This window comes from Neobacillus sp. S1115, from assembly GCF_055385565.1.
Map to the genome: position 1 here is coordinate 220389 of NZ_AP038275.1, position 15975 is coordinate 236363.

Sequence of the window (15975 nt, forward strand, 5' to 3'; positions counted from 1 at the left end):
ACTTAGGTATATCGAATTTCCTTTCTGATTAAAGAAAGTGATAAAATAAAATGTGAATGAAAAGATGGAGGTTTTCAGCATGAAAACAAAATTAGGATTGCTTTACGGAGGAAAATCCGCAGAGCATCAGGTGTCATTACAAACTGCTCTTGCTGTCATGAAAGCATTAGATCTTGAAAAATTTGAAATTCATCCAATTTATATAAATGTTGAAGGCCGCTGGATTAAAGGTCCGCAGCTAATGGAACCGGCTGAAACAGTAAAGGAACTGGCATACTCCGCTGACAGTCAAGTGCCGGCCGCTTTATCGCCTGCTCTATTCCAATCGGAGAACCAAGAGAACGCTGAGCTGGATGTCATTTTTCCACTTTTGCATGGACCGAATGGGGAAGATGGAACCGTTCAAGGGTTATTGGAAATCCTAAACCTGCCGTATGTCGGGAACGGTGTTTTGGCTTCAGCAGCCGGCATGGATAAAGTCGTCATGAAAAATATATTTGCACAAGCAGGTCTTGGGCAGGTAAACTATGTTTCTTTTATTAAGAGTGAATGGCAGGGCGCCAAAGAAGAAGCTTACGAACAGGTTGAGAAGGAGCTTGGCTATCCATGCTTCGTAAAGCCGGCCAATCTTGGCTCAAGCGTTGGAATCAGCAAATGCCGCAACCGGGCTGAGCTTGATACTGCATTTTCAGAGGCTTTCCAATTTGACCGAAAAGTCATTATTGAAGAGGGTGTCACTGCCCGCGAAATCGAGATTGCTGTTCTTGGCAATGATGCACCAGAATGCTCCGTTGCCGGAGAAATTGTCCCGAAAAAGGACTTTTATGACTATAAGGCGAAATACGAAGATGGGGAAACGGCGTTGATTATTCCTGCGGAGATACCTGAGGGTGTATACGCAGTAATGAAGGACATGGCAATTCGTGCCTTTAAATCGCTTGACTGTTCGGGATTGGTCCGGGCTGATTTCTTTTTAACACAAGATGGCAAGGTGTTAATTAATGAGGTGAACACGATGCCTGGCTTCACGCCATTTAGTATGTTCCCGCTGCTCTGGAAGCACACCGGAGTAGAATATCCGCAATTAATTGAGCGGCTTGTGGACCTAGCCAAAGAAAGACACGCCGAAAAGCAACAGATTAAATATACTTTTTAACAACAAAAGCGCAGCTTAGGATAAAAAACAACATTTGACACGGCTGTTTTTGCCGTGTCCATTTTTATAAATAAGACATAAGAGGAGGAGTTAATCATGATTAAACGATCATTAAAGCAGATTGCCGAAATGGTCTCTGCGCAAAATGATATCACGTCATATCTTGACATCGTTATTGCAGGTGTAACGATTGATTCCAGAAAAATTGAACCGGGCAACTTATTTGTTCCATTTAAAGGTGAGAAGGTAGACGGACATAAATATGTGGAAGAAGCCATCAAGAAAGGGGCCGGCGCGGCGCTCTGGCAAAAGGATGTTCCGAATCCGCCCAAAGGGCTGCCACTTTTGATTGTTGATGACTGCCTCGCAGCCCTGCAGGAATTGGCGCGCAATTACCGGAAGGAATTGTCTGTTAAAGTAGTGGGAATTACCGGGAGCAATGGAAAAACAACAACAAAGGACATGACCGCAAGCTTATTGTCACTTAAGTATAAGGTCCAAAAAACCGAGGGTAATTACAACAATCATCTTGGCCTTCCTTTAACAGTGCTTGGCTTAAATGAAGATACGGAGATAGCTGTCCTAGAAATGGGCATGAGCGGCCGCGGCGAAATTGAATTCCTTACCAAACTGGCCTGTCCGGATGCCGTTGTCATTACAAACATCGGTGAATCCCACCTGCTTGATCTTGGCTCAAGAGAAGGGATTGCTGAAGCCAAACTTGAAATTCTTCAGGGACTTCGGAAAGGCGGACTGGCAGTACTCCATGGTGATGAGCCGCTGTTGATGGAGCGTATTCATCAATTTAAAGGAGATGTTCAGGTTCAAACCTTTGGCAGAAGCGATTCGAATGATTTATTTCCAACTGAAATTACCCAGCTTGAACAGGGGAATAGCTTCAAGATTAATGCTTCTAATAAAACCTTTGAACTGCCGGTTTTAGGGACACACAATATTTTAAATGCACTTGCGGCGATGCTGATTGCCCGATATTTTTCCGTTTCCTTTGAAGAAGTAACTGAAGGATTAAAAACAACCAAACTGACGAATATGCGGATGGAGCTTGTGGAAGGGAAGCATGGTGAGAAAATCATTAACGATGCTTATAATGCAAGCCCTACGTCCATGATGGCGGCAATTGAATTAGTGTCAAACCTTCAGGGCTATGAGCGGAAAATCCTCGTTCTCGGCGACATGCTCGAGCTTGGGCCGCAGGAGGAGCAGTATCATTTGCAAATAGGTGAAGGTTTAAATGCTGACAAAATTGAGTTCTTGTTCACCTATGGACAACTTGGCAGCCATATCGCTGCGGGGGCAAGAAATGTATTGGGTGATGAAAGAGTTTTTGACTTTCTTGATAAAGAGGAATTAATTCAGTCGTTAAAAAAATATCTAAATGGGCAGACTCTCGTGCTTGTTAAAGCATCAAGAGGGATGAAATTGGAGGAAGTTGTCAAGGCACTGCAAAAATAAGGATTGGCCGAGCGGTTATTTGAGTCTCTTGCAGACCGGATGTTAATCCGCTTTTGGCCATGGGGCAGGTGACAAAGGGATGATAGGCTGCTTGTGCATTCACGGCTTTACGGGCGCCCCATATGAAGTGGAGCCCTTGGTGGAGTATTTAAAGAACCGTACAGATTGGGTTTTTCGTGTTCCTACGCTGCCGGGGCATGGTGAAACCCTTCGTTTAAAAGGAGTTCATTACCAGGAATGGATCCGCCATGCCGAGGAAGAATTAAAGGAACTTCTGGAAGTTTGTGATGAGGTGTATGTCGTTGGTTTTTCCATGGGCGGCTTAATTGCAAGCTTTCTTGCAGCACATTATCCTGTGGACAAGCTCATTTTGCTTAGTGCTGCTGCCTACTATATTCATCCCAAACAACTAGCGGCTGATGTAAAGATGTTTATTAAGGATATATTTACCGGCAGCATCCGGAATAATGAGCTGTTCCTGCGTTATAAAAGGAAAATAACTGAGACCCCGCTTGCAGCAACACTGGAATTCCGCCGGCTTGTTGCCTACATCCGGCCAATGCTGAATCAGGTAAAGGTGCCGACCTTTATCGCCCAAGGGGAATCTGACGGGATTGTCCCGCCGAAAAGCGCGGAATATTTATATCGAACGATTGGTGCAAAGGAAAAAAAGATTACCTATATAAGGGAATCTAAACATCATATTTGCCACTGTGAGGAGCGAAATGTCCTCTTTTTCCAAGTGCTGGATTTTTTAAGCGATTCTTAAACAATAAGGCACGAACCATCCAAACTTTATTTGCATAATACTATTGATAATGTTATCATTAATAGCAATGTGTCTAAAGATTGGTGAAAAATGGGCATACTCCTTGGGAGGAATGTCTTTTTTTTGGTAAAATAAAGATGTTACTTGATGTGTTTCTTGAGAATAGATTTAGCTTTAGATATTAAAAATATTGTTAAATAGATGAAGGAGAATGAATACATTGACGAAGTTTGAAGATTTAGGCATTAGCCAGGCTACGTTGAAAGCTGTCCTTAAGATGGGATTTGAAGAAGCAACTCCTATTCAGTCAGAGACGATTCCATTGAGCATGGAAAATAAAGACGTAATCGGTCAGGCTCAAACTGGAACAGGGAAAACGGCTGCTTTTGGGATTCCATTGGTGGAAAAGGTTGATACGAAACTAGAGGCCATCCAAGGGATTATTATTGCCCCAACAAGAGAACTTGCCATCCAAGTATCTGAAGAGCTATATAAAATTGGTGCCGGTAAAAGAGTCCGGGTATTGCCGATTTATGGCGGTCAGGATATCGGCCGGCAAATTCGCTCTTTAAAGAAAGCACCTCATATTATTGTCGGAACTCCTGGGCGGATTCTTGACCATATTAACCGCAAAACGATGCGATTAGATCAGATTAATACGGTTATACTTGATGAAGCAGATGAAATGCTAAACATGGGATTCATTGAGGATATTGAATCCATTTTGGCTGGCGTTCCTGAAGAAGGACGGCAAACATTGCTGTTCTCGGCAACTATGCCAGGACCTATTCAGCGTATTGCTGAAAAGTTCATGAAGGACCCGCAGATTGTCCGTGTGAAAACGAAGGAAATGACGGTTCCGTTGATTGAACAATACTATGTTGAAGTGCAGGAAAAAAACAAGTTTGATGTTTTAACCAGACTTCTTGATATCCAATCACCGGAATTAGCGATTGTGTTTGGACGTACGAAGCGCCGTGTCGATGAGTTATCCGAAGCCTTGAACCTTCGTGGCTATACTGCAGAAGGCATCCATGGTGACTTAAGCCAGGCCAAACGCCTTTCTGTGTTACGTAAGTTTAAAGAAGGTAATATCGATGTTCTCGTTGCAACTGACGTAGCGGCACGTGGACTTGATATTTCTGGCGTTACCCATGTTTATAATTTCGATATCCCGCAGGATCCGGAAAGCTATGTACACCGCATCGGACGTACCGGCCGTGCCGGTAAAACGGGTGTAGCCATGACGTTTATTACACCACGTGAAAAGCCATATTTATTTGTGGTGGAAAAAACAACGAAGCGCAAAATGGAACGTATGAAGCCGCCAACCCTTGATGAGGCATTGGAAGGCCAGCAGCGGGCAGTTGTTGATAAAATCCTACAGACGATTGAATCCAACAATCTTCATTATTATAAGAATGCGGCCGAAGAATTACTGGAAGCCAATGATGCTTCAACTGTTGTGGCAGCAGTGTTGAAGATGCTGACAAAAGAGCCTGATACAACACCAGTTAAATTGACTGAAGAGACACCGCTTCCGTCTAAAAAGGAAAGAAGACCTCATGACCGTGGTGGAGACCGTGGCGGGGATCGCCGCAGAAGAGACGATTCACGGAACTATAATTCTGACCGCAGAAAAAAAGCACCGGTAAAACCTCGCGGTGAAAGAAAAACCGGCGGCGGCAAACCGAAATCAAAAACATATTAAGATGATGTATTAAAGCATGGATGCTGGCTGTGTCCGTGCTTTTTTTATATGTGCAAAAAGGGAAGACTAAATGTTAAATACCTTTTGGAGGTTATAACATGATTATACGTCTCGGATATGTCGCCATGAGTGTGGAACTTCAAAATGCATCCCCATCGCAAACAATGACATTTGCACAATTCAGCAAAATTAAAGACAGGGATGCAGCTATTCGTAAACTGGAAAGAATTTCTGAATCAAATTTACATAATTGCCTCCGTCTCCTAAAGCATAATGAAGCCAATCAAATTCACTTCTTTCGGTTAAGCTCGCGGCTCGTACCACTGGCAAACCATGAGGAATTGCTCGATTGGAATTACATGAAGCCATTAATAGAGCCCCTAAAAGAGCTGGCAGACTACATCAAGAAGCACCCAGCAAGAATTGATTTCCATCCTGATCATTTTGTTGTTCTTAATTCACCGGATAAAGAGATTTTAAAAAACTCATTGAGAACACTTGTTATGCATAAAGCCCTGCTGAAGGGTATGGGGGTAGACACGGAACACCGCTGTGTCCTTCATGTCGGAGGCGGCTATGATGATAAGGAAAAGGCTCTCGAATTATTTATTCATAATTGGGCCTATATTTCCCCCTCCATCCAAAGAATGATTATGCTGGAAAATGATGATACGACATTTACCGTTAAAGAGACCTTATATCTTTGTGAAAAACTGGGCATTCCCATGGTGTTTGATTATCATCATCATCTGGCCAATCATGAGGACAAAAATTGGCAGGAGGATTGGGGGCGAGTGGTGGAGACCTGGAAGGATTCTCCCCTGCCGATAAAAATGCATATTTCTAGCCCGCGGTCCGAACGTGACTTTCGTGCTCATGCGGATTATGTGGATGTTGAGATGTTCCTTCGGTTTCTTGCTCAAATCAAGGGGACGGTTCCTGAGATTCATTGCATGATCGAAGCGAAGCAAAAGGATGCCGCACTCTTTCAACTTTCTCGGGACTTGCAAGGTAAGAGCGGAATCAAAATGCTGGATCAGTCAAGTTTTCTGATGGAATAGTAGAGCTTCCATTCCTTTCTATGTATACTAATATGTGAAAGTTTGCCATTTTCTCATTTAAAAGGGAGGGGGAAATAGAATGCAGACTGAACCGCAAAAACGCATCTCGGAAAGTGCCCTGAAAGTTTGGCGCATTTCTGGTGTTATAAAAGCGGCGATAGAGTGGGCTTTAGCTGTTACAGCCATCATAATAATACATATATTTAACGGACCCATTTGGGTATCGGTTATCCTTATAGCGCTCGCCATCATATTAACCTATTTACATGTTTTCTTATTCCCATCAATCAGATGGAGACGCTGGCGGTACGATGTCCGTGAAGAAGAAATTGAACTATTGGAAGGGATTTTTATCATTAGTCGTACGCTCGTGCCGATGGTCCGTGTTCAGCATGTCGATACCGTACAAGGCCCGATTTTAAGAAAATATAAGCTGGCATCGGTCATCGTCCATACGGCGGCCACCGCTCATGAAATCCCTGCCCTGGAGGAGAGCGAAGCGGAAGAATTACGATTCTATATTTCAAAATTGGCAAGGGTGGCTGAGGATGATGTCTGAACCAAAACGGCTTCACCCAATTGCCAGCGTCATTAATACCGGAAAAAGATTAAAAAACCTTTTCATCCCCTTAGCTGCAATATTTTTATCGGGAGGGCGAGAAGGCAAGGAATCTCTTTTTATTACACTTGGTATAGCCTTTGTTGTTGTTATTTCCACTTTTATCTCCGGCCTGATATTTTGGTTAAAATATACTTATCGTTTTGAAAATAATGAGCTTCGAGTTGAATACGGGATTTTCATTCGCAAAAAACGATATATCCCTTTTGAACGAATCCAAAGTATCGATTTGACAGAAGGCATTTTGCAGCAGCTGTTTGGGCTTGTGAAGGTACAGATTGAAACAGCCGGCTCAAGTGGAGACGAGGAAGCGGAGGCTGTTCTTTCAGCCATTACCAAGGAAGAGGCAAAGCTCATTCAAGAGTATGTCGCAGCAGCTAAAACGGGTGATTCAGAAACAGCAAGGCACCAAGTGGCTAAGCCGATTTTTAAAATAACCACACCGGAATTATTGCTCTTATCGTTAACATCAGGAGGCATCGGGGTGGTGATATCTGCTTTATTCGCACTGCTTTCCCAGTTTGACGATTTCATACCTTTTAAAAAAGTCTTTGGCGGGTTGGAAGACTGGGCGGTTCACAATCTTATCCTTATCGCCATCCTTGTCTTTGCCGGCTTTTTCCTGGCATGGCTGATTGCCTTAGTGATGACGATGCTGAAATATGCGCAATTCACGGTAGTACAAACAGAAAAGGACTTCGTTATTTCACAAGGGCTTCTTGAGAAAAAACAAATCACCATTCCTTTAAACCGGATTCAAGCCATAAGAATCAGTGAGAATCCAATCAGGCAATTGCTTGGTTATGGAACGGTGTATGTGGAAAGTGCCGGGGGATCCATTGAGAACAAGGATGGCGCAAATGTCATCCTACTGCCAATCATGAAGGTAAAGGAATTGACTGCATTGATTGGTCCTTACCTGCCGGAGTATCATTTCACGGCGTCCTTCACGCCAGTCCCGAAGCGGGCATTTAGGCGTTATATTTTCCGGAGCTGGTTCATTCCAGTTCCAATCGCAGCGGCAGCCATCTTTTTTTTCAAAATATGGGGTCTCTTTTCGCTGATCCTAATTGGAATATTTACATTTTGGGCTATACTGAAATATAAAACCGCAGGCTGGAGTTTGGATGGTCAGCAGCTGACCCTTAGATTTCAGACCACCAACCGCACCACTGTCTTTATGAAGAAAAACAATATTCAAAGCTTGAAAATAAGGGGAAGTTATTTTCAACGAAATAAAGAATTGGGGACAATTGAGGCCTATGTAAAATCGGGACTAGGCGGTGCCGGCGGGACAGTTGTCGACATGGAAAAAAGTGAGGTTGAGAAGATTTTCGGCTGGTACTCTAAGGAGAAGAATAGGGAGGGGGCGCACGGTTGAAGCCCCCTCTATTCTAAGCTTTGTCGTGAAACTGCCCCAAGCAAAAGCCCGCCCAGCAGCCCAAAAAGATGGGCGGTAATATTCACGTTAGGTTCAAGAAATGTCATTACTAAGCTGATAACCGTAAGTGTGATGATTATTTGGGAATTTGCTTTGGAAAGTGTATTTTTTTTAAAAAGAATTAGCGCCAAATAGTAGCCGAACAGCCCGAATATCGCCCCGCTTGATCCGACATGTGTATAGGTGAGCGCCTCAAGCATTAAGGTGGCAACGTTGGCGATCAATCCGGAAACCAGATATACAATCAAAAATCGTCCGCCGCCGAGCATCCGCTCTAGCCCTGGTCCAAATAATACAAGGGCAAAACTATTAAAAAGCATATGGGAGAAACCGCTGTGCATAAAGATCGGTGTAATCAGCCGCCAATACTCGCCCTCCATAATGTAAAGATTGACCCCGGAGAGGGTTTCAATAAACCAGGAATTAGGGAATATTGGTAAAATGGTGCAGATAAAAAGAATGAGATGAATGGCCACAATAATAGAAACCACCGGGTAATAGCGAAGAAACTCGCGAAGACTTTCTGTTCGAGTAAACATTATTTTCCACCTCTTACTACCATCATAGACTATTATTTTATCTTGTACACTATTATGCTGACAGGAAATGAAATAGAAGGAAGATTAGCGATGATTAAAGGAATTGGTATTGATATTATTGAACTTTCCAGAGTTCACGAAATCATCAGCCGTCAGCCCAAATTTATCGACCGGGTTTTGACGGCCAGCGAAAAACAAAGATTCTCAGAATTGGCAGAGCGTCGAAAGGTCGAATTTTTAGCTGGAAGATTTGCAGCAAAAGAAGCTTTCTCAAAAGCGATTGGAACGGGGATTGGTAAAGAGCTTTCCTTTTTGGACATCGAAATTAGTTCGGATGGGTTGGGCAAACCGGTCATTAAAAAGCCGGAAGTATGTGCCCATTTGTCCATTTCCCATAGTAGGGATTACGCTGTCGCCCAGGTTGTGATTGAAGAGGATCACTAATTTAAAAAAAGCTTGTCAGGCCTGTTAGCATATTCCCCAAGGTTGTCTCATATATTCATAGGGAAAAAGGAGAGACAAGGTCAGCTTGGTCATTTTGGTTATCATGCCTGATCCCTGCCTTTCTCTTCTCAATACACTGAAATGAGACAAGAAGGGGTTGAAGGAATGAGGAAAAAGTTAGTGCTGCTCATCACGGGGCTGATCGCAATCTTCATGCTCGCTGCCTGCGGTTCTAAATCACAGGATGATGTGGTAAAAGATTTAAATGGAAAGCAAAAGGACTTATCAAGCTATAAAGCTGAAGCAAAAATGACCCTCAAAATGGGGTCAGATTCTCAGGTTTACGACGTTGAAATCTGGCATATGGACCCAAACTTTTACCGTGTTAACCTAAAAAATGCGGAAAAAGACCAAAGCCAAATGATTTTAAGAAATAATGAAGGCGTGTTTGTGTTAACACCTGCCCTGAAAAAGAGCTTCCGCTTCCAAAGCGATTGGCCGCAAAACAGCAGCCAGGCTTATCTTTATGAATCATTAATTAAAGACATTGTGGCCGATAAAGACGCCAAATTTTCCACTACGAAAGAACACTACGTGTTTGAAACAAAAACCCGCTATCAAAATAATAGTATGCTTCCAATCCAGGAAATTAAGCTGAATAAAAAGGATTTGTCACCAGCAGTCGTTAAAGTGATGGACCCTGATCGAAATGCTCTTGTAACAGTAGAATTTACAAAGGTTAAATTCAACGCCAGCTTTGACAAGGACGACTTCGATATGAAGAAGAACATGACCCGTGCAGAGCTAAATATGCCGGCAATGGCAGACGGAGGAGATAAAGCCTTTACGGTTAAATATCCAACCTATGAAATTAAAGGCACAAAACTGATTGAGGAGAAATCTGTCAAGATTGAGGATGGAAAACGGGTTGTCCTTACTTACGACGGTAAAAAATCATTTACCCTTGTTCAGGAAAAGGTGAAGTCGAAGGTTGCCTCGACTACTCCGACTTATGTAGAAGGTGACTTGGTTGACCTAGGCATTACGATTGGGGCCGTTACTGATCATTCGATTTCCTGGTCACAGGGCGGAGTCGATTATATGATTGCCTCCAAAAACCTAACGAAGAAAGAGATGGTCGAGATCGCTAAATCGGTCCAAGGGGAAGCAGTAAAATAAATAAAGTTTCAAGCCGCGGAGGTGCTGCACCTGCCGCTGATTGGAACCAATAATTTACATCAGCAGGCTCTTAGGGGCCTGTTTTTTTATATGTTATAATACTGGTATTAATGTTTTTAGGAAGTGGAATCATGGGAGAACAAGACTCTTTTTATCGGGATACATGGGTAGAAGTAGATTTGGATTGTATTGCGGAGAATGTCACATCTGTCAAAAAACAACTGCCTGAAGGGGTGGACATTTTTGCTGTCGTGAAAGCTAATGCCTATGGCCACGGGGATATCCAAGTGGCTGAAACCGCACTGAATGCAGGGGCGGTGTATCTGGCGGTAGCCTTTATTGATGAAGCGATTGCACTCCGAAAAAAAGGGATAACGGCACCTATACTTGTTTTAGGGGCTTCTCGTCCATGGGACGCCTTGGTGGCTGTTCAAAATAATATCACCCTAACTGTATTTCAAAAGGAATGGCTCGAGGAAGCAAAACAGCAGTTGAATACAAATGATCAGCTAAAGGTCCATGTTAAAGTGGATACAGGAATGGGACGGATCGGCGTCCGTACTGTCGAGGAATTAAAAGCTGTTGAACAAACCATTGCAACTGATAGCCGACTTTTGTTTGAAGGGATTTTTACGCATTTCGCAACGGCTGATGAGTTGGAAACTACTTATTTCAATGAGCAATTAGGCAAATTCGAAGCACTTGTAGGCACACTGGCTGAACGGCCAAAGTATATTCATGCCAGCAACAGTGCAGCGGCCATTCGGTTTCCAAAAGCCTATTTCAATGCTGTCAGGCTTGGGATTGTAATGTACGGGTTAACCCCATCACCGGAAATGGAACAGGAAATTCCTTTTTCCCTAAAAGAGGCTTTTTCGTTAAAGACAAAGCTTGTCCATATTAAGAAGCTTCCAAAAGGAAACAAAGTGAGCTACGGGGCCACATATGAAAGTGAACAGGAAGAATGGATTGGCACTTTGCCAATCGGATATGCTGATGGATGGATTCGCAGGCTGCAGGGGCAGGAGGTCCTAATTGCAGGGCTTCGCGCACCAATTGTCGGAAGGGTTTGTATGGACCAATGCATGATCCGTCTTCCTTTTGAGATTCCTGTTGGAACAACCGTCACGTTAATTGGAAGCGAAGGTGACCAGCTGATTTCCGTTAATGAAATTGCCGCCAAGCTTGACACCATTAATTACGAGATACCGTGTATCATTGCGAGCCGGGTCCCGCGCATTTATAAAAAAAGTGAAAGAATTGTCGAGATAAAAAATTACCTGGTATAGGTGTAAATCATGCATAGGAAACATATTTATGATATTGCGGTAATTTGTGCATAAAAGCTTGTTTAGTTGGCTTATAATACAGTAGGAATCATATTTAGTCTATGCATGAAGAGCGTTTAGTGTTATTATAAAATATGGTATAGATAAAAAAATGGTGTGTAGTGATGGTGGAGGTGTATGTTGGGTGTCTGAATCCAGCGCAACTACGGAAATCTTGGTAAAATTACCGCAGCATCTATTAACTGAATTAGATGGTTTCGTAAAGCAGGAAAATGTAAACCGCAGTGAGTTTATCTACCAAGCAACAAAAATGTATTTACGCGAACGAAAAACGAGACAAATTCGCGAATCCATGAGACGTGGATACATGGAAATGGCAAAGATTAATCTTAGGATTGCGTCAGAAGCATTTCAAGCAGAATATGAGGCAGAGCATACTGTTGAACGTCTTGTAAGCGGAGGATAATCCCTTGATTGTCAAGCGTGGTGACGTATATTTTGCGGACCTTTCCCCAGTTGTTGGTTCTGAACAAGGCGGCGTCCGCCCTGTACTAGTCATCCAAAACGACATCGGGAATCGGTTTAGTCCCACAGTGATTGTTGCAGCGATTACAGCTCAAATTCAGAAAGCGAAGCTCCCTACTCATGTTGAAATTGATGCGAAGCGCTACGGATTTGAACGCGACTCAGTCATTCTGTTAGAGCAAATTCGCACAATTGATAAGCAGCGGTTAACCGATAAAATTACCCATCTCGATGACGAAATGATGGAAAAAGTGGATGAAGCCTTGCAGGTAAGTCTTGGTCTCATCGAATTTTAACTTAAAACGCTCTTTGTGAAAAAAAGAGCGTTTTTTCGTACATAATTCTGCCCTCATATTGCTAAGGCAAGCTCATGGAAGCTTGCCTCTTTTATTTTTTCAAGGGGAACTTGATCTTGGAAGGTAGAGCAAGACGGTTGAAGGCCAAAACGGGTTGTGACTAGGAGTGAAATGTCCTTGATAGGCGTGATGAAGGCCAAAACGGTTTGGAACTAGGAGTGAAATGTCCTTGATAAGAGGTATGAAGGACAAAATAGGTTGTGACTAGGAGTGAAATGTCCTTGATAGGCGTGATGAAGGCCAAAAAGGGTTGTGACTAGGAGTAAAAATGTCCTTGATAAGCGGTATGAAGGCCAAAAAGGGTTGTGACTAGGTGTGAATTGTCCTTGATGGGCGTGATGAAGGCCAAAAAGGGTTGTGACTAAGGGTGAAATGTCCTTGATAGGTGTTATGAAGGACAAAACAGGTTGAAACCAGGAGTGAAATGTCCTTGATAAGCGGTATGAAGGACAAAACGGGTTGGAACCAGGAGTAAAATGTCCTTGATAAACGTGATGAAGGCCAAAAAGGGTTGTGACTAGGAGTGAAATGTCCTTGATAAGTGTTATGAGGGCCAAAAAGGGTTGTGACCAGGAGTGAAATGTCCTTGATAGGCGTGATGAAGGACAAAACGGGTTGGAACTAGGAGTGAAATGTCCTTGATAAGCGTGATGAAGGCCAAAAAGGGTTGTGACTAGGAGTGAAATGTCCTTGATAAGTGTTATGAGGGACAAAAAGGGTTGTGACCAGGAGTGAAATGTCCTTGATAGGCATGATGAAGGACAAAACGGGTTGGAACTTGGAGCGAATTGTCCTTGATAAGCGTGATGAAGGACAAAACGAGGGCTGAACGGGATAAAAGTGTCCTTGATAGGCGTGATGAAGGACAAAACGAGGGCTGAACAGGATAAAAGTGTCCTTCATAGACGTGATGAAGGACAAGGCAGGGGTTGAACGGGACGAAAATGTCCTTCATAAGTAAGTGAAAGGAAGAGCGTACTAATTTACCGTATAATGAAACCCCCGCGCTAATTTGATACAATAAGTGTTAAAAGGAAATTGGAGGTAAAGTTGTGACCGAAACAATAGTAAAAGACGAACAGTTACTAGGCAAAATTGCTGCTGAATTGGCAATCAATCATAAGCAAGTAAAAAATGTCATTTCCTTACTGAATGAAGGAAATACCGTCCCATTTATCGCTCGCTATCGGAAAGAAATGACCGGTGCCCTCGATGAGGTGCAAATCCGGAACATTCTAGAACGCTGGCAATACATACAAAACCTCGAACAAAGAAAAGAAGAAGTTCTCCGGATCATTGCGGAACAAGGAAAGCTGACCGAAGAGCTCCAGCAAAGCATCGTAAAAGCTGAAAAGCTCCAAGAGGTAGAAGATTTATACCGTCCCTATAAACAAAAAAGACGAACCAAGGCTACTATAGCTAAAGAAAAAGGCCTTGAGCCGCTGGCCGAATGGTTACTGACACTCCCAAAAGAAAGTGTTGAAGAAAAGGCGAAAGAATTTTTATCGGAAGAAAAAGAGGTCCTTAAAATAGAAGATGCGCTAGCTGGTGCAAAGGATATCATTGCGGAAATGGTGTCAGACGATGCGGAAGGCCGCAAGTGGATTCGTCGGGATACCTTCAAATCCGGCACGGTTGTCTCTGTTGTAAAGGAAACGGAAAAGGACGAGAAAAACGTTTACGAAATGTACTATGAATACGAGGAACCGGTAAATAAAATCGTTCCGCACCGTATCCTTGCCCTAAACCGCGGTGAAAAAGAAGACATTCTAAGAGTATCTATTAAAATGAACCCAGATATCATCATTTCGTATTTGTCCAGAAAATGGGTTAAAAAGGAGCACTCGCCGGCAGCCCCATTGGTATTAGAAGCAATTGAAGACGGCTACAAAAGATTAATCCAGCCATCTATTGAGCGAGAAATCCGCAGTGAATTGACTGTAAAAGCAGAGGAACAGGCCATTCATATATTCTCAGAGAATTTGAGAAACCTTCTCCTCCAGCCGCCGTTAAAGGGAAAAATCGTCTTAGGTGTCGACCCGGCCTATCGGACTGGCTGTAAGCTGGCGGTTGTGGATGAAACCGGGAAAGTCCTAAAGATTGATGTCATTTACCCGCACCCACCGAAAGCGAAGCCCGAGGAAGCAAAAGACAAGTTTATCAAAATATTGCGGGACTATAAGGTTGAGATGGTTGCGGTCGGAAACGGGACCGCCTCAAGAGAGACAGAGCAATTCGTAGCTGATATTTTAAAAGAAGTTAAGGGAGAGATCTTTTATCTAATTGTGAATGAGGCCGGGGCAAGTGTGTATTCTGCTTCCGATCTTGCAAGAGAGGAATTCCCTAACTTCCAAGTTGAAGAACGGAGTGCCGTGTCAATTGCCCGCCGTCTGCAGGACCCGCTTGCGGAATTGGTTAAGATAGATCCGAAATCAGTAGGCGTCGGCCAATACCAGCATGATGTATCTCAGAAACTTTTGTCCGAATCACTCCATTTCGTCGTGGAAACGGCAGTTAACCAGGTCGGAGTGAATGTGAATACTGCCTCGTCTTCTTTGCTGCAGTATGTTGCCGGCCTTAATAAAACAGCAGCCAATAATATTGTGAAAATGCGCGATGAGGAAGGGAAATTCACCAGCCGCTCGCAATTAAAGAAGGTTCCTCGCCTTGGTGCAAAGACCTATGAACAAGCGGTGGGCTTCCTGCGGGTATTAGATGGAAAACAGCCACTGGACCGGACCGGAATTCACCCGGAAAATTACAAAGAGGTAGAAAAGCTCCTTAAAAACCTCGGCTTTACAACTGCTCACCTAGGGTCTGAAGAGTTGATATCTGCCTTGAACGGACTTGATTTGAAGTCTGTTTCTGAAGAGTTATCCATTGGTGAGTTAACATTGAAGGATATTGTTGACGCACTTGTAAGACCGGAACGTGATCCGCGTGACGACCTGCCCCGTCCGCTTTTGAAAAAAGATGTTTTAAAACTGGAAGACCTAAAATCCGGAATGGAGCTCCAAGGTACAGTCAGAAATGTTGTTGATTTTGGAGCCTTTGTAGATATTGGTGTTAAACAGGACGGGCTTGTTCATATCTCAAAACTAAGTACTCGATTCGTCAAACATCCGCTCGATATTGTTTCAGTAGGGGATGTAGTAACCGTCTGGGTAGATTCGGTTGATATGAAAAAAGGCCGGGTAGCACTAACGATGCTTCCTCCAGCAAAATAAACGAAAACACTGCTTGCTTAGCAGTGTTTTTTTCTGTAAAAAAACCAGCATTGATTTAACATCTTAATTTGATATCGATTTTTTTCATAAAATGCTCTTTTCATTTGGTTTTGAAACCAAGTAGGCATAAATTAAACCTCCCGAAAAGTTTCTCCACAAGGGTATATACAATATATGCTATAATAG

At 43.2% G+C, this 15975-nt stretch carries 15 protein-coding genes; 13 read left to right on the forward strand and 2 right to left on the reverse strand.

The window, feature by feature from the left end:
* Positions 1 to 79 precede the first annotated feature (79 nt).
* From ACZ5B7_RS01225 to ACZ5B7_RS01255, 7 genes are all read left to right on the forward strand, one after another.
* A complete protein-coding gene (locus tag ACZ5B7_RS01225) occupies positions 80 to 1156 on the forward strand; it encodes a D-alanine--D-alanine ligase (protein WP_464492317.1) in 1077 nt (358 codons plus the stop codon).
* Between the two features lie 96 nt (positions 1157 to 1252).
* Positions 1253 to 2629 carry a UDP-N-acetylmuramoyl-tripeptide--D-alanyl-D-alanine ligase gene (locus tag ACZ5B7_RS01230; protein WP_464492318.1) on the forward strand — a complete coding sequence of 459 codons (1377 nt, stop codon included), beginning with the start codon at positions 1253 to 1255 and terminating at the stop codon, positions 2627 to 2629.
* Positions 2630 to 2708: 79 nt separating this feature from the next.
* Positions 2709 to 3398 carry an alpha/beta hydrolase gene (locus ACZ5B7_RS01235; protein WP_464492319.1) on the forward strand — a complete coding sequence of 230 codons (690 nt, stop codon included), beginning with the start codon at positions 2709 to 2711 and terminating at the stop codon, positions 3396 to 3398.
* Between the two features lie 220 nt (positions 3399 to 3618).
* The gene (locus tag ACZ5B7_RS01240) at positions 3619 to 5109 is read left to right on the forward strand and encodes a DEAD/DEAH box helicase (RefSeq protein ID WP_464492320.1); all 1491 of its coding nucleotides are present in this window, start codon (positions 3619 to 3621) and stop codon (positions 5107 to 5109) included.
* 98 nt (positions 5110 to 5207) lie between these two features.
* On the forward strand, positions 5208 to 6170 hold the full coding sequence (gene uvsE / locus ACZ5B7_RS01245; RefSeq protein ID WP_464492321.1) for a UV DNA damage repair endonuclease UvsE: 963 nt from the start codon (positions 5208 to 5210) through the stop codon (positions 6168 to 6170).
* A 79-nt stretch (positions 6171 to 6249) separates the two neighbouring features.
* Entirely contained in the window at positions 6250 to 6729 is a 480-nt protein-coding gene (locus ACZ5B7_RS01250) for a PH domain-containing protein (protein WP_464492322.1), read from the forward strand.
* Positions 6719 to 8170, forward strand: a complete 1452-nt coding sequence (locus tag ACZ5B7_RS01255; RefSeq protein ID WP_464492323.1) for a PH domain-containing protein — start codon at positions 6719 to 6721, stop codon at positions 8168 to 8170. The genes ACZ5B7_RS01250 and ACZ5B7_RS01255 overlap by 11 nt, the downstream gene beginning before the upstream one ends.
* Positions 8171 to 8178: 8 nt before the next feature.
* Here the strand turns inward: ACZ5B7_RS01255 and ACZ5B7_RS01260 are convergent, their stop codons facing one another.
* A complete protein-coding gene (locus tag ACZ5B7_RS01260; RefSeq protein ID WP_423800405.1) occupies positions 8179 to 8769 on the reverse strand; it encodes a rhomboid family intramembrane serine protease in 591 nt (196 codons plus the stop codon).
* Positions 8770 to 8859: 90 nt separating this feature from the next.
* On the opposite strand from ACZ5B7_RS01260, the gene acpS reads away from it, so the two are divergent.
* From acpS to ACZ5B7_RS01290, 6 genes are all read left to right on the forward strand, one after another.
* Complete coding sequence (gene acpS, locus ACZ5B7_RS01265) at positions 8860 to 9213, forward strand: holo-ACP synthase (protein WP_423800406.1); 354 nt, start codon at positions 8860 to 8862, stop codon at positions 9211 to 9213.
* A 165-nt stretch (positions 9214 to 9378) separates the two neighbouring features.
* Entirely contained in the window at positions 9379 to 10392 is a 1014-nt protein-coding gene (locus tag ACZ5B7_RS01270) for a LolA family protein (RefSeq protein WP_464492324.1), read from the forward strand.
* 131 nt (positions 10393 to 10523) lie between these two features.
* The gene (alr, locus tag ACZ5B7_RS01275; protein ID WP_464492325.1) at positions 10524 to 11681 is read left to right on the forward strand and encodes an alanine racemase; all 1158 of its coding nucleotides are present in this window, start codon (positions 10524 to 10526) and stop codon (positions 11679 to 11681) included.
* A 184-nt stretch (positions 11682 to 11865) separates the two neighbouring features.
* Complete coding sequence (locus ACZ5B7_RS01280; RefSeq protein ID WP_213120931.1) at positions 11866 to 12147, forward strand: CopG family ribbon-helix-helix protein; 282 nt, start codon at positions 11866 to 11868, stop codon at positions 12145 to 12147.
* Positions 12148 to 12151: 4 nt separating this feature from the next.
* Positions 12152 to 12502, forward strand: coding sequence for a type II toxin-antitoxin system endoribonuclease NdoA (gene ndoA / locus ACZ5B7_RS01285; protein WP_007083556.1), 351 nt, complete (start codon positions 12152 to 12154; stop codon positions 12500 to 12502).
* 1112 nt (positions 12503 to 13614) lie between these two features.
* Entirely contained in the window at positions 13615 to 15789 is a 2175-nt protein-coding gene (locus tag ACZ5B7_RS01290; RefSeq protein WP_464492326.1) for a Tex family protein, read from the forward strand.
* A 17-nt stretch (positions 15790 to 15806) separates the two neighbouring features.
* On the opposite strand, the gene cmpA is transcribed toward ACZ5B7_RS01290, so the two are convergent.
* Positions 15807 to 15917 carry a cortex morphogenetic protein CmpA gene (cmpA, locus tag ACZ5B7_RS01295; protein WP_213148129.1) on the reverse strand — a complete coding sequence of 37 codons (111 nt, stop codon included), beginning with the start codon at positions 15915 to 15917 and terminating at the stop codon, positions 15807 to 15809.
* Positions 15918 to 15975: the final 58 nt, after the last annotated feature.

Excerpts from the sequence above, each read along its gene's own strand:
- ACZ5B7_RS01225 (WP_464492317.1), top strand. The coding sequence starts at position 80 with ATGAAAACAAAATTAGGATTGCTTTACGGAGGAAAATCCGCAGAGCAT.
- ACZ5B7_RS01230 (WP_464492318.1), top strand. The coding sequence starts at position 1,253 with ATGATTAAACGATCATTAAAGCAGATTGCCGAAATGGTCTCTGCGCAA.
- ACZ5B7_RS01235 (WP_464492319.1), top strand. The coding sequence starts at position 2,709 with ATGATAGGCTGCTTGTGCATTCACGGCTTTACGGGCGCCCCATATGAA.
- uvsE (WP_464492321.1), top strand. The coding sequence starts at position 5,208 with ATGATTATACGTCTCGGATATGTCGCCATGAGTGTGGAACTTCAAAAT.
- ACZ5B7_RS01250 (WP_464492322.1), top strand. The coding sequence starts at position 6,250 with ATGCAGACTGAACCGCAAAAACGCATCTCGGAAAGTGCCCTGAAAGTT.
- ACZ5B7_RS01255 (WP_464492323.1), top strand. The coding sequence starts at position 6,719 with ATGATGTCTGAACCAAAACGGCTTCACCCAATTGCCAGCGTCATTAAT.
- ACZ5B7_RS01260 (WP_423800405.1), bottom strand. The coding sequence starts at position 8,769 with ATGTTTACTCGAACAGAAAGTCTTCGCGAGTTTCTTCGCTATTACCCG.
- acpS (WP_423800406.1), top strand. The coding sequence starts at position 8,860 with ATGATTAAAGGAATTGGTATTGATATTATTGAACTTTCCAGAGTTCAC.
- ACZ5B7_RS01270 (WP_464492324.1), top strand. The coding sequence starts at position 9,379 with ATGAGGAAAAAGTTAGTGCTGCTCATCACGGGGCTGATCGCAATCTTC.
- alr (WP_464492325.1), top strand. The coding sequence starts at position 10,524 with ATGGGAGAACAAGACTCTTTTTATCGGGATACATGGGTAGAAGTAGAT.
- cmpA (WP_213148129.1), bottom strand. The coding sequence starts at position 15,917 with ATGCCTACTTGGTTTCAAAACCAAATGAAAAGAGCATTTTATGAAAAA.